Source organism: Aquibacillus albus (assembly GCF_016908325.1).
GTDB classification, from domain to species: Bacteria; Bacillota; Bacilli; order Bacillales; family Amphibacillaceae; genus Aquibacillus_A; species Aquibacillus_A albus.
Genome location: NZ_JAFBDR010000015.1, coordinates 1 through 18,580 on the forward strand (window position 1 = coordinate 1; position 18,580 = coordinate 18,580).

At 34.7% G+C, this 18,580-nt stretch carries 18 protein-coding genes; 7 read left to right on the forward strand and 11 right to left on the reverse strand.

All coding sequences use genetic code 11. The features are described from left to right. The first annotated feature begins 33 nt into the window (after positions 1-33). Positions 34-1,368 (forward strand): capsular polysaccharide export protein, LipB/KpsS family, encoded by a 1,335-nt coding sequence (locus JOC48_RS12965; protein WP_204500355.1) that lies wholly within the window; start codon positions 34-36, stop codon positions 1,366-1,368. 185 nt (positions 1,369-1,553) lie between these two features. Here the strand turns inward: JOC48_RS12965 and JOC48_RS12970 are convergent, their stop codons facing one another. From JOC48_RS12970 to JOC48_RS12985, 4 genes are read right to left on the reverse strand one after another with little or no spacing between them, the layout of a single operon-like run. After that, the gene (locus JOC48_RS12970) at positions 1,554-2,273 is read right to left on the reverse strand and encodes an acylneuraminate cytidylyltransferase family protein (RefSeq protein WP_204500357.1); all 720 of its coding nucleotides are present in this window, start codon (positions 2,271-2,273) and stop codon (positions 1,554-1,556) included. Then, a complete protein-coding gene (locus tag JOC48_RS12975) occupies positions 2,267-3,028 on the reverse strand; it encodes an SDR family oxidoreductase (RefSeq protein ID WP_204500359.1) in 762 nt (253 codons plus the stop codon). The genes JOC48_RS12970 and JOC48_RS12975 overlap by 7 nt, the downstream gene beginning before the upstream one ends. Continuing rightward, positions 3,025-3,915 (reverse strand): Gfo/Idh/MocA family oxidoreductase, encoded by an 891-nt coding sequence (locus JOC48_RS12980; RefSeq protein ID WP_204500362.1) that lies wholly within the window; start codon positions 3,913-3,915, stop codon positions 3,025-3,027. The genes JOC48_RS12975 and JOC48_RS12980 overlap by 4 nt, the downstream gene beginning before the upstream one ends. A gap of 1 nt (position 3,916) precedes the next feature. After that, complete coding sequence (locus JOC48_RS12985) at positions 3,917-4,798, reverse strand: aldo/keto reductase (protein WP_204500364.1); 882 nt, start codon at positions 4,796-4,798, stop codon at positions 3,917-3,919. Between the two features lie 762 nt (positions 4,799-5,560). Between JOC48_RS12985 and pseG the strand changes: the two genes are divergently transcribed. The 5 genes from pseG to JOC48_RS13010 all read left to right on the forward strand — a co-directional run bounded on the left by pseG (position 5,561) and on the right by JOC48_RS13010 (position 10,480). Beyond that, entirely contained in the window at positions 5,561-6,634 is a 1,074-nt protein-coding gene (gene pseG / locus JOC48_RS12990) for a UDP-2,4-diacetamido-2,4,6-trideoxy-beta-L-altropyranose hydrolase (RefSeq protein ID WP_204500367.1), read from the forward strand. A 41-nt stretch (positions 6,635-6,675) separates the two neighbouring features. After that, entirely contained in the window at positions 6,676-7,725 is a 1,050-nt protein-coding gene (gene pseI, locus JOC48_RS12995) for a pseudaminic acid synthase (RefSeq protein WP_204500369.1), read from the forward strand. Between the two features lie 70 nt (positions 7,726-7,795). Next, complete coding sequence (locus JOC48_RS13000; RefSeq protein WP_420829220.1) at positions 7,796-8,740, forward strand: dTDP-glucose 4,6-dehydratase; 945 nt, start codon at positions 7,796-7,798, stop codon at positions 8,738-8,740. 16 nt (positions 8,741-8,756) lie between these two features. Continuing rightward, positions 8,757-9,959: a UDP-4-amino-4,6-dideoxy-N-acetyl-beta-L-altrosamine transaminase gene (pseC, locus tag JOC48_RS13005; protein ID WP_204500372.1), complete on the forward strand. Its 1,203-nt coding sequence runs from the start codon at positions 8,757-8,759 to the stop codon at positions 9,957-9,959. A gap of 137 nt (positions 9,960-10,096) precedes the next feature. After that, positions 10,097-10,480: a DUF4183 domain-containing protein gene (locus JOC48_RS13010; RefSeq protein WP_204500373.1), complete on the forward strand. Its 384-nt coding sequence runs from the start codon at positions 10,097-10,099 to the stop codon at positions 10,478-10,480. A 119-nt stretch (positions 10,481-10,599) separates the two neighbouring features. Here the strand turns inward: JOC48_RS13010 and JOC48_RS13015 are convergent, their stop codons facing one another. The 5 genes from JOC48_RS13015 to JOC48_RS13035 all read right to left on the reverse strand — a co-directional run bounded on the left by JOC48_RS13015 (position 10,600) and on the right by JOC48_RS13035 (position 15,643). Continuing rightward, entirely contained in the window at positions 10,600-10,974 is a 375-nt protein-coding gene (locus JOC48_RS13015; RefSeq protein ID WP_204500374.1) for a DUF4183 domain-containing protein, read from the reverse strand. Between the two features lie 215 nt (positions 10,975-11,189). Continuing rightward, a complete protein-coding gene (locus JOC48_RS13020) occupies positions 11,190-11,951 on the reverse strand; it encodes an amino acid ABC transporter ATP-binding protein (protein WP_204500375.1) in 762 nt (253 codons plus the stop codon). 30 nt (positions 11,952-11,981) lie between these two features. Next, the gene (locus JOC48_RS13025) at positions 11,982-13,187 is read right to left on the reverse strand and encodes an amino acid ABC transporter permease (RefSeq protein WP_204500376.1); all 1,206 of its coding nucleotides are present in this window, start codon (positions 13,185-13,187) and stop codon (positions 11,982-11,984) included. Positions 13,188-13,194: 7 nt separating this feature from the next. Then, complete coding sequence (locus tag JOC48_RS13030; protein WP_338024305.1) at positions 13,195-14,367, reverse strand: amino acid ABC transporter permease; 1,173 nt, start codon at positions 14,365-14,367, stop codon at positions 13,195-13,197. A 136-nt stretch (positions 14,368-14,503) separates the two neighbouring features. Then, entirely contained in the window at positions 14,504-15,643 is a 1,140-nt protein-coding gene (locus JOC48_RS13035) for an amino acid ABC transporter substrate-binding protein (RefSeq protein ID WP_204500379.1), read from the reverse strand. Positions 15,644-16,060: 417 nt separating this feature from the next. On the opposite strand from JOC48_RS13035, the gene JOC48_RS13040 reads away from it, so the two are divergent. Next, entirely contained in the window at positions 16,061-16,390 is a 330-nt protein-coding gene (locus JOC48_RS13040; RefSeq protein ID WP_204500381.1) for a hypothetical protein, read from the forward strand. A gap of 110 nt (positions 16,391-16,500) precedes the next feature. On the opposite strand, the gene leuD is transcribed toward JOC48_RS13040, so the two are convergent. Together leuD and leuC are read right to left on the reverse strand one after the other, a co-directional pair. After that, complete coding sequence (gene leuD, locus JOC48_RS13045; protein WP_204500382.1) at positions 16,501-17,091, reverse strand: 3-isopropylmalate dehydratase small subunit; 591 nt, start codon at positions 17,089-17,091, stop codon at positions 16,501-16,503. Positions 17,092-17,150: 59 nt separating this feature from the next. Next, positions 17,151-18,566 carry a 3-isopropylmalate dehydratase large subunit gene (leuC, locus tag JOC48_RS13050; RefSeq protein WP_204500383.1) on the reverse strand — a complete coding sequence of 472 codons (1,416 nt, stop codon included), beginning with the start codon at positions 18,564-18,566 and terminating at the stop codon, positions 17,151-17,153. Positions 18,567-18,580: the final 14 nt, after the last annotated feature.

Consider the following 18,580-nt stretch of genomic DNA (forward strand, 5'->3'; position numbering starts at 1 on the left):
TATAATAGCTTTGTTCAATCACATCAAAAAAAAATGTTAGTAAAAAATAAAAACGGAAAAGTTGTTGTATTCACGGATAATTTGCTCCGTTTTCCATTAAAAACATTTATTGATAATTTTAATCCATCCAAAACAGTTCGACTTGTTCCCGGTAGTCAAAAACAAAGGAACACGAAGCGTTCAACCATTGGTCAAAGCAATAAACAAAAAATTGGATCATCAGTGAAAAATAAAGCATTAGCAAAAAATAAAATGGTAAATAGTAATGTGAATGTATCTTTCAAAAATGTCATACCTGTTAAGGGTAACAAAGCGAAACAAAAGAAAGTTGAAACCAACAACAAATTAAATTATAAGCTACCTATCTATTTTTTAAATAATTATGCACCTAATGTAGAAAAAACGGTAACTGAAATACAAAAACAGGCGAGAGCTATGTTTCAAATATATAAAGGACACCATCTATATCAGAAAAAAGAATTTCAACGTTGGTTTTTAAATAAAATAGCTGTAGTCATTAACTATATTGAAATGTATAACAACTTTCTACATGATGTTTCTACTTCTTGTATCATAGTCTCGACTACTAATAGGCATACAAGTCGTATATTAGCGTTAGTTGCTGCAGAAAAGGGCATACCTACCATCTGTATGCAACATGGAATTATTTCAAATGAATTGGGGTATTTACCGAAAATTGCAACTGTGGATGCCGTATATGGTAAATTTGAGGTAGATTGGTACCAAAAAAAAGGAGCACAGCCAGAAACTCTAGAGATAATAGGTCATCCTAGATTTGATCAAGCATTCTCACGTAGTAGAGTTTCTCGTGCTAATTTTAATAAATATTTTGACCTAGATCCCAGAAAGAAAACATTATTGATTGCTATAAGAGGAATGAAAGAACTAGACAGTTGGAAAGTTTTAATCGACACCATTTCGAAAAAGCTTGATTTAAATATTTTGATTAAAGATTTTCCTAATTTTACAGGAAAATCCCATGTACTATCTAAAGAGTTTCCACTTGTTCGCTTTGTGCGAAAATATAATCTTTATGATATATTTCCCCACGTAGATGCTGTCGTTGCTTACACATCTACAGTCGGATTAGAAGCTATGCTTGCAGAAAAAAGCGTATTTATTTTAAATAAAAAATTTGATAGCTATACTGGCTATTATAATCGTTTGGATCAAATGGCTCAATCAGATCCACGAAAGTTAGCTAAATTAGTCATAAAGTATTTTACCGATCCTAATTGGAAAAGTTATACTACCAATATAAGAGAAAAGTTTTTGTCCTATGCATATCCTGATAGGACTATGTCCGGAGAACGATTAAAAAAGTTAATTAATAAGCTGATAAACTAGCCTTTCCATTTTTTATTTTGTCCTAAACAGTTTGACAAAATAAAACGTTATTTATTGCAGTAAATAATCATCTATATACATTTAATAAGAAAAAGTTTTTATATTTTAAGAACAGAGATACTTAGTTGGGTATCTTTGTTGTCTTTGTTTTGCCCTGGGTTTATTAAGTCTAAAAGTTAATTTTTCTAATTATTTCCATTTATGTTATTTTCCATAATCCAAACAGATTGAGCCATCTCTAAATCCTCTTGATTATCAATGTCGATGGCAGCTTTCCAGTCAAGAGGGTAGTAAATGTAGTCTTTACCATAAAAGGTATTTTCTTTGACTAGGTTCTTTTTATTTGCAATCCATATTGCTCCTGTAGGGCAATAGAGTGTTTCTAAATCTTGAGATCTCATTGCATATACTTCTTTAAAAAGAGGTTTTGGAATAAGGTTACTATCTAGCTTTACTGCCCACCAGGGATTCATCCATCCAAACTTAAAACAACTAATTTGAAAAGAATGATTGTTTTCCGTAAAGTAATTATATGCCTCTAAAATATCATTACTACTTCTTAAAGGACAATTGGGCATCAATTGGACAACATTTAGAAACTCTTTCTCTAAAAAGGTTTCTGCATGTAAAAGAGTATGAATGGTAGCCAAACTAACTGGGGAATGATCATCTGCGTATTGATCCCGGAGAAAAGGAACTTCTGCTCCATACTCTTTAGAGACCTCTGCGATATCTTGATCATCTGTACTGATAATAATATGATCAAATATACCTGATTCTTTAGCTGCCTTAATAGTCCAAGCAATCAAAGGTTTTCCATAAAAGTTAATGATGTTTTTTTTCGGTATACGCTTTGATCCACCTCTTGCCGGTATAATCGCAACACAGTTCCCTTTTATTACCATACAGTCCATCCTCCATCCACTACAATATTTTGTCCTGTAATCATTTTGGAGCCATTAGACATGAGAAAATCGGCTCCACCTATTACATCTTCTTCTTGTAGCATAGTCCCCAGTGGGCAAAGATTAGCATATCGTTGTTTAAATAATTCATTGCTCCTACCTTCTATTCCACCATACGAGATAGTATTTACTCTTATATCAGGAGCAAGTCTTATTGCTAATTCTTTTGTAAGATGTATTAAAGCAGCTTTAGTAACACCATAATTGATTGGGGATTGATGATGAAAGTCCTCATACAAATGAGGGTTAGGGGGTACGACACCATACATTGAGGAAACATTTATAATATTTTCTAAGTTAGAATCTGACTGTTGATAGAACGCCATCGACAGCTCATAAGGTACAATAACACCAAGTGAAAATTCCCCTAGCCAATTTTTATTAGTAGTTATGCCGCTTTCGATAGAAGTATAGTTTAAATTTCTAGCATTATTAATTAAAACATGAGGTTTAAGATACTGATTATCAAGGAAATTTAAAATTCGTTGAATATAGTTGTCTTTCTCAAAATCTACATTAATACCATATATTTTACCGGAAGGATAAAGTTTCTTGACTTCATGAATAAGTTGTTTTTCTTTTTCAGAAGACCGCGAAGTAAAAATTACAATGTGATCTTTAGTTACAAAATGAGTAACTAATTTTTTCCCTACTTTTCCTGTGCCACCTGTGATAAATATGCATTTTTGGTTCATTTATGTAACCCCCTTTCAATTATATCGACTATTTGATACACTTTGTTTTTATTCAAAGGATCTTCCTTTTTTTGTATAATATCTATAAATCTTTGTAATGTTGCTTTTAAAGCATAAAAAGTGTCTAGGAAAACTAATTCTTTATGATTCTTCTCTCCAAACAAACGAATACTAATAGGAGTAGGTATTTCTCCTAATGAAGAAAAAGTAGTGACTAATCCACTTTCCCAATGTAGAGAGAGAATTGTTTTTTCTTTAGTTTTAAGTGTGTCATGGCTAACTATCTTTCCTTGTTCACCGATTAGGTTTAATACAGGTTCTATAATATGAATTGCGTATTTATCCCATCTTTTCATAACTGTTGCATCTATATATTCTAATTTCCCTATTTTATTTGTCTCGTTACTTGATAGTTTAAATTCTTTAGCACCAGAAGTAATTGAGGCAGTAAATATTTGTCCGTTGTATTGTTCGTGTTCAAAGATCTGATCTATATCCTTTTTGGATATCGATATTGGCTTATCAATAAAGATTGGTAAGCCAGCTTGAATAAAAGGTAGGCTCATTTTAACATGATTTTTATAATCATCTCTTGCTAGTAAAATAGCATCTACCTTTCCAATCATTTCTTTATAATCTTCTACAATGTTATTTATATAAGAGGCTTTTGCAATATGCTTAGATAAATATTTATCTTGAGTCCAAATATGACTAACTTTCGCATCTCTAATAGCATCATGTGGGAAATTTTGTTGAGATAAATATTGAGGAATAACAGGGTATGGACAATCTTTCATAACATCTACATTATATCCATTAAAAGCTGCTGACCAAGAATATGGATGACCATTCCCTTCGCTTAATCCAATGATTCCAATTTTTTTCAAATTACCATCTCCTTGGATCTATTAAATTTAACTTGTCACATGCAAATTCCGAAAAATCAATGGGACATTGAGCGTTATGTTTAAATGCCGAACTAATTTCAATAAGTTGTTCTTTGTTATTAACGCCAACGACAGCATAATCTACATCTTTTATGCTTTTGATAAATTCCATTGATCCTTCAAGTGGTGACATTCCATATTCCTGTAAAGCATTATGGAAATTGGAAACTATAGGAATTAGTGGTGTCAAATAATTTGGAAAATATTTAGGGTTCATTAATAATAGACCTTGTAAAAACAATGATCTAGAATAAACTTCTATATCTTTACTTTTTAATTTCGAAAGGTGCCCACTATTTATCAAACGTTGATCTAAAACATTTATCGGTAACTGTATGATGTCAAATGTGTATTTATTCAGTAAAAAATCTATTTCTTCACTGTCATAAACCGAGAATCCTATTTTTTCAATATAATTTTTTTTTTTTAATTCTAGTAATTTAGAATATAGCTTTCCTCCATTAACTTTAAATAAATCACTAATATTGTGGAACATCACCCCATAAATTTTATTTCTTTTTAATTTGGTTAAGGAGTTTTTCACAACCAATTCAATTTCTTTTACATCGTTATCCGTTATTATTTTACTTTTAAAAGGCGGGATTTTTGTTATTACCTTAAAATGACCAAAACCATATTGTGTTAACTTTCCTATAACTTTTTCACTGTCACCATAATCTACAGCAGTGTCTAAAATATTCACCCCAATTAATTCTGCAAAAGCCATTATTTTAGTTACTTCTTCAAAAGGTGTTTTCCCATCTGTATTAGAAATTCCATAGTTTAAACCAAACTGTACTGTACCTAGTGCTAACTGAACCATACTTTCTCTCCTTTTTTACAGAGATAACGAAATAAAAATTAAATGGTATCCCTATTTAATCGTTTACAATAATTCACTTTACCGGATTTAAAGATATTAAAGGAATTAATTAGAAGTTATTGATTTCATTAGGTTCTTTATATTTCTTTTCACACTTGTTACAACTTATTAGTATGTTATTGGTAAAACATCAAATTGTGACAATGTGCATTTTTTGAAGTTAAAGATGTTCTGTAATTTAGTAGTAATTTCTAGGACGTATTGGATTTATGTAAGCAAAAAATCTAAATGAACGGTCATTGACCCAAGTTTGATCAGGCTTGATAAATTTTATCTCAAAAATTATTAACGCGATTTCATTTTATTATATGTTTGAACACTTATTTTTTATGATTAATAAAAAAAGATTAGATTAATAGGCCATAGTCTTTAACTGTTAGTATTTTTCTTAATAAACATATTAAAGTAAGTTTTTTCTGCTTAGAAGGGATTGATAAATGGGCATATTACAAATTTGAGTTTATTTTAGGCATTGGACAATTGTAATAATTCTAATAAGTGTAAGAAAAAACACCGTTTATTATACGATTTAGTTAATCTTAGAAAGGATATCTTATTTAGAATTTAGAAAAAGTGAGGAGAAAACGATGGATAGTATTGTTCAAGTTCATTTATACTCTGGCCGTTTAAAAAAGTATATAGATGTAATCTATATTGGTCCTTTATTATTATATCTATGCTATAGAAGCTGTGATAAATAAAATGAATATTTTTATAAGAGTTGACGCATCTAGAGAAATCGGATCAGGTCATGTAATCAGATGTCTTACTCTAGCTGAGGAATTTAAAAAAGAGAATCACGAAGTTAATTTTATTTGTCGTGATCTTGATGGTGACTTAATTGATTTAATTAAAGAGAAGGGATACCAGGTATATACGCTTAATGGTTCCTATTCTCAGTCATATACTTTAGTGACAAAACACTCACAATGGTTGTCTGTTTCCTGGGAGAAAGATGTTGAACAAACAAAAGCAATTTTACAGAATAAGAACGTTACTTGGCTAATTATTGACCATTATGCTATAGACCATCGTTGGGAAGATGAAATTAGGCCATTTGTAGATAATATAATGGTAATTGATGACTTAGCTGATAGAAAACATAATTGTGACCTATTATTAGACCAAAATTATTATATTAACAAAGAAAGAAGGTACATCGGTTTGGTTCCAAGCAGATGTAAAACACTTTTGGGTCCTCAATATGCTTTATTAAGAGATGAATTCAGGCAGAAAACTCCTAGGATTCGACGTGAATTAAATCGAATTCTTGTTTTCATGGGAGGTAGTGACCCAACTAATGAAACTTCAAAAGTTATTGAAGGATTTCTAAAACTTAATAATAATTCTATTGAACTAGATGTTGTTGTTGGAAAAATAAACCGTAACGCGAGGAATATTAGAAAAATATGCGAGTCAAATTCAAATATTCGTTATTATTCTAATGTGAGTTATATATCTGAATTAATGTTAAAGGCTGATTTAGCATTTGGCGCAGGGGGAAGTACTACTTGGGAGAGGTGTAGTCTTGGGCTTCCAACTGCTGTTATGACCATTGCCCATAATCAAGAATTGTTAACGAAGCATACTGCTTTAACAGGATCAATCATTAACGTGGGAAAGGCTGACCAAGTTACAAGTAATAAAGTTGCTAATATTATAAAACATTTTTTGGGAAATCCAATTGAATTGTCAAAAATGTCAAGGAATTCATTGCAATTGGTAGATATTCTTGGAGTTAGAAAGGTTGTGGAACAATGCATTCTTATAAAGTAACTTTATACTTAAAAACAAGAATTCAATATGGGGTGGTATGAATGAAAGAGATTAACCTAGCTAATAGAAAAGTAGGGGAAGGACATTCTCCTTTTATTATTGCAGAAATGTCTGGAAATCATAATCATTCTTTAGAACGAGCACTTGAAATCGTTGAAGAAGCTGCTAAATCAGGTGCACATGCTCTTAAGCTACAAACATATACAGCAGATACAATGACGTTAAATATTGAAAATCCAGACTTTGTGATTAACGATGAAGCTAGTCTATGGAAAGGAAATTCGTTATATAAATTGTATCAACAAGCATATACACCTTGGGATTGGCATAAACCAATTTTTGATCGTGCACGTGAATTAGGAATCATTCCATTTAGTACACCGTTTGATGAAACCGCAGTGGATTTTCTTGAGAAATTAGATGTTCCATTTTATAAAATTGCATCATTTGAAAATACTGATATTCCATTAATAAAAAAAGTAGCATCTACCGGAAAACCAATGATTATATCTACAGGTATGTCCACTGTTGCTGAATTGGATGAAACGGTAAAAGCAGCAATGGAGTCGGGGTGTAAGGACTTGATCTTGTTGAAATGCACAAGCACATATCCAGCAACGCCTGATAACACAAACATTATGACTATTCCACATATGAGAGAGCTGTTTAATGTACAGGTGGGGTTATCGGACCATACATTGGGAACTGGAGTGGCCGTAGCAAGTGTGGCCATGGGAGCTACTGTAATTGAAAAGCACTTTACGTTGTCGAGGAAAGACGGTGGTGTAGATTCTGCCTTCTCTATGGAACCATCTGAAATGACATCATTAGTAGCAGAAACAAAGCGTGCTTGGCAAGCACTAGGGAAGGTTTCATATGGTCCTACAGATAAAGAAAAATCTTCATTAAAATTCAGAAGATCTATTTATGTTTCAAAAGATATAAAGTCTGGGGATATCTTCACAAAAGAGAACCTTAGGATAGTGAGGCCTGGATATGGTTTATCTCCAAAATATTATGAACAAATACTAGGGAAACAGGCTAAAAACGATATGAAAGCTGGTACTCCCCTCACTTGGGATAATATATAGATTTAGCATGAATATATTTTGATAATTGGAAATAAGATGTTTGGAGAAGCATAACGAAAGGATGAATGTTGTGAAAGCTCTTGTAACAGGAGGTGCAGGTTTCATTGGAAGGTGGGTAGTCGATCTACTTTTAAGGGATGGTCATCAAGTATGGGTGTTGGATGACCTTTCAAACGGAAGAAAAGAAAACATAGTAGATATGAAAACCAATAAAAATTTTAAAGGTTTTATTAAAGGTGATATAAAAGATATTCGAATACTGAATCATTTGTTTATGAAAAAATTTGATATTTGTTATCACCTGGCTGCAAGCATAAATGTACAGGATAGTATTGATGATCCACAGACTACTTTTAATAATGATGCGATTGGTACCTTTAATATATTGGAACAATGCAAAAGACATCATGTCAAGGTTGTATTTATGAGTACTTGTATGGTGTATGATCGAGCTCTAAGTGAAGATGGAATTAATGAAAATAATCGAGTGAAGCCCGCTTCCCCTTATGCAGGTTCCAAATTGGCTGCAGAGAATATGGTTTTGTCTTATTATTATGCCTACGGTCTTCCTGTGACTGTTATTCGACCATTCAATACGTATGGTCCATACCAAAAAACGGGAGGAGAAGGAGGGGTTGTTGCTATTTTCCTAAAAAACAAACTAGCTGGTAAGCCTCTGCATATATATGGAGATGGCACTCAAACCCGTGACCTGCTTTATGTAGAAGATTGTGCACGTTTTATCGTAGATTCCGGTTATTCTGATAAGGTAGAAGGTGAAATTGTTAATGCAGGATTGGGTAAAGACGTTAGTATTAATCAATTAGCTATACTTATTGTTAAAGATGAAACAAAGATTAAACATGTGGAACATATTCACCCACAGAGTGAAATACCAAAACTGCTATGTGATTATAGTAAAGCTAAAAGGTTATTGGGTTGGGAACCCAAATATAGTTTAGAAGAGGGGATTGCTAAAACGGAAGAATGGATTAAATCTACTAATCTAATATAAAAGAAAGGAATAAAAAATGAAAAAAAATGACAATCTAGCGCTTCATGGTGGTAAACCGGTAAGGGATTCCTATTTGCCATATGGAAGGCAATGGATTGATGAAGAAGATATAAAAGCAGTTACCAATGTATTAAAAAGTGATTTTATTACAACTGGTCCTACAATTTCGCAGTTTGAAAAAGAAGTGGCTGAATTTGTTGGATCTAAATATGCTGTAGCATTCTCTAGTGGAACTGCTGCTTTACATGCTGCTTGCTTTGCAGCTGGAATCAAAGATAACGATGAAGTGATCACTACACCTATGACTTTTGCAGCAAGCTCGAATTGTATTTTGTATACGGGTGGATCCCCGGTATTTGCTGATATAAATCCTCAAACTTACAATATATCTCCTGAAGCCATCAAGCCTCTTATAAATGAAAAGACAAAAGCAATTATCACGGTTGATTTTACAGGTCAGCCAGCTGAGTATGATGAAATTATGTCTCTAGCACAAAAACAGGGGCTTATTGTTATTGATGATGCAGCACATGCATTAGGCGCTACTTACAAAGAAAAATATATAGGCTCTATTGCGGATATGACCATGTTCAGCTTTCATCCAGTCAAACACATCACTACTGGAGAAGGTGGGATGATTACGACAGACAATGAGTTATATTATGAAAAATTGCTAGAATTCAGGAGTCATGGAATAACTCGTGATCCTCATAAACTTCAGAATTTTCATGAGCCCTGGTATTACGAAATGCAGGAGTTAGGATTTAATTATCGGATGACAGATATCCAGGCATCACTAGGGTTAAGTCAACTGAAAAAATTAAAGACATTCCTTACAAAACGGAGAGAGTATGCAACCAAGTATAATAATGCTTTTAAAAACATGAATGAGATCATCACACCTTTTCAAAAACAAGGCAGTAACTCTAGTTGGCATTTATATATCTTACGATTGAATGTTCATAAATTGAAAACAAATCGTAACGAAATATTCAAAGCGCTACAAAAGGAAAATATTGGGGTGAATGTTCATTACATCCCCGTTTATTTACATCCTTTTTATCAACAAATGGGTTATAAAAAAGGTTTATGTCCGCGTGCAGAAAGTGTTTATCAAGAAATCATTACCCTTCCATTGTTTCCTAAAATGTCAGTTGAGGACCTCAATGATGTAATAGCTGGAGTGCAAAAAGTAATATCCTATTATTCCATTTATTGAGGGTAGTAACTTCAAACACCCTCAGCAACGAGCACATTTTCATTACTAATGCTTCATTCTACTATCTTTACCCATTCGATTCTATATAAAAAACATAGAATATAAGGAGTCCTGAAGAAAGAAAGGAGGTTGTAACTTTGGCACTCCAACTTATGAAACTTCACGTAACAGCTACGACAACTACCGATGTTGTTCCTACACCTGAGAAGTTTTTCTATGTAACAACTGCCCAAACCGATGCTGGAAGTACGTTGACAATTGATGCAGCTGAATTTTTTGGTGATGATGGTGCTGCCACCACGGAATTACCAGCGTTAGCAACAGATAACAGTTATTTTAATGTGTATATTAATGGTGTTTTACAAATGGAAGGAAATGCAACTTATACAGACGGAGCTACAGGAACTGGTTCACTAGCTTTTGATGTTCCAGCAGGTGGAGATCCTATCCTAGCTGATACACCAGTTGTATTAGAAGTTGTTAACTATTCTCCCGCTTCAACAACGGATGTTGAAACCTAATAAAGAACATGCAAAGAGGGAGATGGAGTATCTCCCTTTTCTTATGTTTTTTCTAAGCTCTCTGTTTTTAAAATCTGGTTAAATTTTTTCTTATCTTCAATTTCAATCGAGTTTTTCCATTAGGATTGATAAATGGAAACAAACTGAAGTACAATTGGTACCCCTTTGTTAGGAACATCACTTGTTTTTAAAGTTAAAGAACCTTCTTCTACGTAGTAGGTATTTGGAGGCTGTAATAACCCATTTATAAAAAGATTAATATACGAAACAGTTTCTGGGTTTAAAATACCATCGCTTCCTAATTCCTTGATTTCATCTTCATTTGTATAAACCTTTTTTATACCATCAGATAAAGCCCAATATTGATAAGTATATGCTTTTAAAGCTTCCTTTTTACTGCGAAGAGGGATTGTGATGTTATAGGTTTGTGTTGAGTTTACCCAATCATACACTCTTTTAGTAGAAATTTTATGTTTATTGTTTTTATTTCCCATAAAAATCACCTTCGTTTTATTCTATAGTAATAGCAATATTGCAATTATCGTCTTATATTAATAGGATATTTTTGTATTACTAAAGGGGTTCATTTAATCCGTGTTTTTTTATAGATTCCGCAATCTCCCATAATTAAAGAACAATTCTGGAGCTTTACATAGGTTGAGGTTAAAACAAAAAATCACCGAAAAAACTTCGGTGATTTTTATCCATTTTATAAAATTTGCGATAAGAATAGCTTTGTTCGATCATGTTTTGGATTGTCGAATAATTCTTCTGGTGTTCCAGTTTCGATGATTTCTCCTTCGTCAAACAATACAATGCGATCAGCAACTTCACGCGCAAACCCCATTTCGTGTGTGACACAAAGCATTGTCATCCCTGAACGCGCAAGTTCTTTCATAACATCTAATACTTCTTTAATCATTTCCGGGTCTAGGGCGGAGGTTGGCTCATCAAACAACATAATTTCTGGTTGCATAGCAAGTGCTCGGGCTATCGCTACACGTTGTTGTTGTCCCCCGGATAATTGTCCAGGATACTTGTCAGCCTGTTCAGGAATGCCTACACGTTCTAATAGCTCTAAAGCAATCTTTTCTGCTTCTGCTTTCGGTTTTTTTCTTACCCAAATAGGGGCAAGTGTGATGTTTTTCAAAATAGTCATATGCGGAAATAGGTTAAATTGCTGGAACACCATTCCTGTTTCCTTTCGAATAGCTTCAATGTCCTTAATATCATGGGATAAATTAATTCCATCAATAACAATATCACCTTTTTGAACTTCTTCTAGTCCGTTAATTGTTCGAATAAAGGTCGATTTACCAGATCCCGATGGACCTAAAATTACAAGAACTTCACCTTTTTTAACGGTTAAGGAAACATCCTTAAGCACGTGAAGGTCACCAAACCATTTATTTACTCCGTTACAAACAATTATTTCTTTTCCTTCTTCTTTTGCAATATTTGCTTCTGCCATTTAAGATACCTCCTCGAAAATAACCAATTTTTATCTTTCACCGACACCGAGTGATTTTTCCATACGACGACTAGCGTAAGACATAGAATAAGCGATGACCCAGTAGAGGAGAGCAATATACATATAAACTTCCATTTGTCTACCGAGGAAATCAGGGTTTGATATAACGGTCTGAGCAATACCTAATAAATCAATTAATCCAACGATAGCAACTAGGGAAGTATCCTTGAACATTGAAATACTTTGACCAACAATAGCTGGTATGATTGCTCTTAAAGCTTGTGGCATGATGATAAACGTCATCGCTTGAGGGCCATTTAGACCGATTGCTTTTGCAGCTTCGAATTGACCACTAGGAATGGATTGTAGTCCACCACGAACGTTTTCGGCCATATATGCTGCTGTAAATAATGTTGCACCGATCATGACTCGGAGTACGTTGTTTATTTCAAGCCCCTCCGGTAAGAATAAAGGAATCATTAACTGTGCCATAAAGAAAACGGTAATAAGCGGCACACCACGAATGATTTCGATATAAGCAATACAGAAATACTTTACGATAGGTAAGTTACTCGTTCGGCCTAATGCTAAAAGAATACCGATTGGAAAGGATACGACAATTGCTACGACCGAAATAAGTAGGGTAAGCAATAATCCTCCCCACACATTTGTTTTTACTGTTGAAAACACACCAAAACCATTAAGTAAGAAAATGGTGAAGGGAAAGGATAAAAACCAACCGGCAATCGTAATGATTTTGTTTTTAGGAATGAATGGTGCAAGAAAATATCCGAATACCACAATCCCGATATTTATACCCAACCACATTTTCGCTGTACCAGAAGTGAAGGGAACTAGCATGTGAATCAACAGGATAACAGAAAGTAAAACGGACATATGGCGGGCTGTACCTTTCCATATTCCCGCGGATAAACCAAATAATAAAGATACAACTCCGAGACAACTCCAAACTCTCCAAATTTCTGCCTTCGTATATTGTCCTACCATAAATAGGCGATAGTTTTCACTAATAACGGACCACTGTGCACTGATAAATACAAAGGAAAATACCCCTTTAACAATATAGAACAACGCAATTACCGAAATAATTGTCAAAATAGAGTTATACCAATTGCTAAAAAGGTTCTTTTTCAACCAGCCAAAGACCCCGAGGCTAGACTTAGGAGGCTCTATTGTTTTTTCTAAGCTTTGATCTGTGTTTAGATTTGTGTTCATGCTATGATCACCTCTCTACTATTTGGGATTTTTTGTTGAATATGTTCATAAATAATGAAGTTAATAGACTTAAAGTAAGATATACGAGTATCATAATTAAAATCATCTCAACGGCATGTCCAGTTTGATTTAATGTTGTATTACCTACACTGACTAAATCTGCATATCCTACCGCAACTGCCAAACTAGAGTTTTTCGTTAAGTTAAGATATTGACTAGTTACAGGAGGGATGATGATACGAATTGCTTGCGGGAAAACAACTAACCGCATTGTTGTCGAATTTTTAAGGCCTAGCGCTTTTGCAGCTTCTTTTTGTCCTTTAGATACAGATAAAATACCAGCACGGACAATTTCAGCTATATATGTAGCTGTGTAAGCCGTCAAACCAATAAGAATCGCTAAAAATTCAGGTGTTACGGTATGACCGCCCTCAAAGTTAAAGTTTCCAAGGACTGGATAAGTCATATCAACTGGTCCTTGTTGGGTGAAAACAAATGCTAAAATTAAGGCGGTAATAAATGATCCAATGGCCCATACAAACGGATATTTTCTTTCACCAGTTTTTACTTGAGTATTTAGTCTTGTCTTCCAAAAGATTATTGCTGCAATAATGCCTATGATAAAAAGTAGCGACCATATAAGAGATCCGGAATGTAATTCAAACCAGGGAATAGCTGCGCCACGGTTGCTTAGGTACATCGGTCCAATCTCAAAGGCTTCTTTTACTTGAGGGAATTTTAAAAATACAGCAAAGTACCAGATGAAAATTTGTACTAGTAAAGGGGTATTACGAAAGATTTCAATATATAGTCCTGCAATCTTTTGGACTAACCAGTTGTTGGATAGACGTGCAATACCAACAAAGATACCAATAATCGTTGCAAGAATAATACCTATGACAGATACTTTAATTGTGTTTAGTACACCAACCATAACTGCTCGACCATACGTATCAGTAGGTTGATAATCAATTAATGATTCTGAAATATTAAACGAAGCAGTACTTCCTAAAAAGCCTAATCCTAACTCAATTCCAATTCTCTCTAATCCAGCAATGGCATTATTGATTAAATATCCACCTACAATGAGAACGATTAGGACAAAGATTATTTGTAACATAATTGGAATGATGCGATTATCTCTCCAAAATGGTGTGGAAACCTTGTTTTGCTTAGCCACTATTCTCACCTCTCATCTAAAAACGACTACTTAATTCTACATAACTTTTAATCGATTGAATTTTAAATAGGTAAAGGACCTGCCCAATACCAGCAGGACGAGCAGGTCCTTCAATATTATTACAATGAATTATACATTAACGGAACGGTGGAGAATATAAAAGTCCTCCGTTAGTCCAGTTTTCATTTAGACCTCTTTCAAGATCAAATACTGTATTAGGACCTAAATGACGGTTGTAAATCTCTTCATAGTTACCAACATGCTTAATTACTCTGTAAGCAAAATCGTTTGGTAATCCCATCATTGATCCTAATTCACCTTCAACACCTAGGAAACGACGAACTACTGGATCTTCACTGTCCATGAAATCATCAATGTTTTCAGAAGTAATCCCTAGCTCCTCTGCTTCAATTGTTGCGAAAGTTACCCACTTAACAATATTGAACCATTGGTCATCCCCTTGTCTAACAGTTGGTCCAAGTGGTTCTTTTGATAAAGCTTCGTTTAGAATTTTATGTTGATCTGGTTCAGACAAAGTTGCTTGTCTTGATACTAGACCTGATTTATCTGTTGTCCAAGCATCGACAGTACCAGCTTCATATGCAGCAACTAGCGCGTCACTGTCATCAAAAACAACTTGTTCGTACTCAATTCCTAGTTTACGGAATTGGTCAGCTAGGTTAAGCTCTGTAGTTGTACCAGTTTCTACACCGATACGAGCACCAGCTAAGTCTTCTAACGCTTCAATTCCACTATCTCTACGTACCATAATCCCTTGGCCATCGTAGAAAGTAGTAGGAGCGAAGTTTGTACCTAATTCAGTGTCACGCGTGGTTGTCCATGTCGTGTTACGAATTAATACATCAACTTCACCTGTTTGTAGAGCTGTAAAACGCTCTTGCGCAGATAAAGGACGAACTTCAATTGCTTCAGGATCGTCAAAGATTGCAGCAGCAATAGCTTTACCAAAATCAATATCAAATCCTTCATATTCCCCATCAGAGTTTACATATCCGAATCCTGGCAACTGGCTGTTACCGCCAAGAACAAGATTTCCTCTATCTTGAACTGTAGCTAAGGTTGAATCTGAGTCTGATGAACTTCCTTCATCTCCTGATGATGTTTCTTCACTACCACCATCATCAGTGGAACTTTCTTCTTCTGTTTCACCTGAATCGTCTGACCCAGCTTCCTCAGAAGTACATCCGGCTAATAGTAAACCGAATAGTAGAAAAAGACTTGCCAGAAAAATAGATAATGAATTTTTCTTTTGCATGAAAGTAACTCCCCCTTTTGTTTTTTAGCTCTATGTAAATGAAATAGAACTTAACGAAATTATGTAACTAAACCTAACATAAAGAATAATCAAAATTGTTTGAATTTTGATAGTACTTATTATAATCGCACTCATGGCAATATTTCAAGACATTTATACAAATTTTAGAAATTATTTTGGGAAAATGTGTAATTTTCGCCAACGTTCGCGTATTTTTTTACTTATCATTTTGTTAAATTAGTTAACAAGAAGATGATTGTTTTTCTAATGCTGACTAGGGTGGAGGGAAGTAGAAATCAAAGGAAGAGTGTTCCTAGATATAGTGGAAGTTTTCATGTAGAAAAAACGAAAAATTACATAAAGGAGCACTGTCTTGGTAATGATAAGAAAAACTAGTTAAAAATAGAGGTGAAAGGGTTGAAAAAATTACTTGTACTGGTTTTGGTGATCGGGTTTGCTTTGTGCAATGTTACATATAGTGAAGTGAGTGCATCTGATCGTATTAATAACGAAGTGAAAGATGAAGAGGGGGAGAAACAGCACAATTGGAAGAAAACAGGCTCTGAATTCGAGATGATTCCAGCTGATACGCATGAATACACCGTTTGGCACAATTTTATTAAAAAGAAGCGAAAGTGTGATATTACGTATAAGGTTATGACAGAGGTGTGGTATTGTGAAATTCATCACCATACAAAAACCGAGGTTTCATTAGAAGAGACTATTCATAGCCATGAGCATTCTTAAAGGTTAAAGGAATGGAGAAGGAGAATTTTTTGCGCATAAATTGTTGATCTCAAATCTCAATACAAAACACGTGAATTCAACTGATGAATTCACGTGCGTTTTTTTCTTTATTAGAAAACTTGTCTTTGGTCTTCAAATTGATCAATTTTACTTTCATGTGTTAATGTTACTGCGATTTCATCCCAACCATTCAGAAGCATTTCTCTTTGATATTCTGGCAGATCAAAGGATGCTTCAAAGTCATTGGAATCGTAAACGCGTTTGTTTTCTAAATCAACGTGAATACGATAGCCAGATGTTTCTGCATTTTCCATTAAAACCTGTACTTTTTCCTCTGGAAGGACAACAGGTAATATCCCATTTTTAGTACAGTTGTTATAAAAGATGTCCGCAAAGCTAGGAGCGATCACTACTTTAAAACCGAAGTCTTGAAGTGCCCATGGTGCATGCTCTCGAGAGGAACCACAACCGAAATTCTCGCCGGCAACCAAAATAGAAGCATCTTTGTATTGTGGTTTGTTTAAAGAGAAATCCTCACGTGGTTCACCATCGTTATTAAAACGCCAATTAAAAAACAAGAACTGACCGAATCCCTGTCTTGAAATTCTTTTTAGAAACTGTTTAGGGATAATTTGGTCTGTGTCGATATTTGATCTATTTAGTGGGTAAACAAGCCCCTCGTGTACGCGTATAGGTTCCATTATTTATACCCTCCTTCAATAAAAGGTTCAAGGAAATGTTGTGTATTAAGTTTTTCTAATTAAGCTGTTGGAACAGTAAATTTACGAACATCTACGAAATGCCCTTCAATAGCAGCTGCAGCAGCCATCTCTGGACTAACTAAGTGTGTTCTGGCATCTGTACCTTGTCGGCCTTCAAAGTTTCTGTTGGAAGTAGATGCACATCGTTCACCTGGTGGTACAATATCATCATTCATAGCCAAACACATACTACATCCAGCTTCTCGCCATTCAAAGCCTGCTTCTTTAAAAATCACGTCAATGCCTTCTTGCTCAGCAGCAATTTTAACACTATGTGAGCCGGGAACAACAAGTGCACGAACAGATGGATTTACTTTTTGCCCTTTAACAATGTCAGCAGCTCGACGTAAATCACTCAATCTTGAGTTCGTACAGGATCCAATAAAGACATGCTCAATGTTGACAGATGAGATTGGTTTTCCAGCCTCAAGTCCCATATAATTAAGTGCACGAGTTATTTCATCTTTTTCATTCGCAGATGTTGCATCATCTGGAGTAGGGATGGATGCACTCACTGGAATACACATGCTCGGGTTTGTTCCCCAAGTTACTTGAGGTTCAACTTCATCTGCATTAATTTCTAGTGTTGCGTCATAGCTGGCTCCTTCATCGGTTGCTAAGGATTTCCATTGTTCAGCAGCTTTCTCGAATTCTTCTCCTTTAGGAGCATGACGTCTACCGCGAAGGAATTCGATTGTCGTGTCGTCTGGGCTAATTAACCCTGCACGAGCACCACCTTCAATCGACATATTACAAACGGTCATTCTACCTTCCATAGAAAGAGAGCGAATAGCTTCTCCGGTATATTCAACGACATGTCCAGTTCCGAATTTAACGCCATATTTACCAATAATCGCTAGTATTAAGTCTTTCGCTGTTACACCTTTTCCAAGCTTTCCATTTACTTTTACATTTAATGTTTTTGGCTTTGCTTGCCAAATCGTTTGTGTTGCAAGGACATGTTCTACTTCACTTGTACCGATTCCGAAAGCAAGTGCACCAAAAGCACCGTGAGTAGAAGTGTGGCTATCTCCACAAACAATTGTTTTTCCAGGTTGTGTAAGCCCAAGCTCTGGTCCGATTACATGGACAATCCCTTGGTCTGGATGGTCAATATCAGCTAATGGAACATTAAACTCTTCACAGTTTTTCTTTAATGTGTCCATCTGTGTTTTGGAAACCTGGTCTTTAATGACGTTACGATGGATGGTAGGCACATTGTGGTCCATCGTGGCATACGTTAAGTCAGGACGTCGTACTTTTCTATCTTTCATTCTTAAACCTTCAAACGCTTGTGGAGAAGTAACCTCGTGAACCAGGTGTAAATCGATATAAAGGAGGTCTGGTTTTGCTTCTTCTTGATGAACCACATGGCGGTCCCAAATTTTTTCAATAATTGTTTTAGGTTTACCCATCTATATCACTCCTT

Excerpts from the sequence above, each read along its gene's own strand:
- JOC48_RS12965 (WP_204500355.1), top strand. The coding sequence starts at position 34 with ATGTTAGTAAAAAATAAAAACGGAAAAGTTGTTGTATTCACGGATAAT.
- JOC48_RS12970 (WP_204500357.1), bottom strand. The coding sequence starts at position 2,273 with ATGGTAATAAAAGGGAACTGTGTTGCGATTATACCGGCAAGAGGTGGA.
- JOC48_RS12975 (WP_204500359.1), bottom strand. The coding sequence starts at position 3,028 with ATGAACCAAAAATGCATATTTATCACAGGTGGCACAGGAAAAGTAGGG.
- JOC48_RS12985 (WP_204500364.1), bottom strand. The coding sequence starts at position 4,798 with ATGGTTCAGTTAGCACTAGGTACAGTACAGTTTGGTTTAAACTATGGA.
- pseG (WP_204500367.1), top strand. The coding sequence starts at position 5,561 with ATGAATATTTTTATAAGAGTTGACGCATCTAGAGAAATCGGATCAGGT.
- pseI (WP_204500369.1), top strand. The coding sequence starts at position 6,676 with ATGAAAGAGATTAACCTAGCTAATAGAAAAGTAGGGGAAGGACATTCT.
- pseC (WP_204500372.1), top strand. The coding sequence starts at position 8,757 with ATGAAAAAAAATGACAATCTAGCGCTTCATGGTGGTAAACCGGTAAGG.
- JOC48_RS13015 (WP_204500374.1), bottom strand. The coding sequence starts at position 10,974 with ATGGGAAATAAAAACAATAAACATAAAATTTCTACTAAAAGAGTGTAT.
- JOC48_RS13020 (WP_204500375.1), bottom strand. The coding sequence starts at position 11,951 with ATGGCAGAAGCAAATATTGCAAAAGAAGAAGGAAAAGAAATAATTGTT.
- JOC48_RS13025 (WP_204500376.1), bottom strand. The coding sequence starts at position 13,187 with ATGAACACAAATCTAAACACAGATCAAAGCTTAGAAAAAACAATAGAG.
- JOC48_RS13035 (WP_204500379.1), bottom strand. The coding sequence starts at position 15,643 with ATGCAAAAGAAAAATTCATTATCTATTTTTCTGGCAAGTCTTTTTCTA.
- leuD (WP_204500382.1), bottom strand. The coding sequence starts at position 17,091 with ATGGAACCTATACGCGTACACGAGGGGCTTGTTTACCCACTAAATAGA.
- leuC (WP_204500383.1), bottom strand. The coding sequence starts at position 18,566 with ATGGGTAAACCTAAAACAATTATTGAAAAAATTTGGGACCGCCATGTG.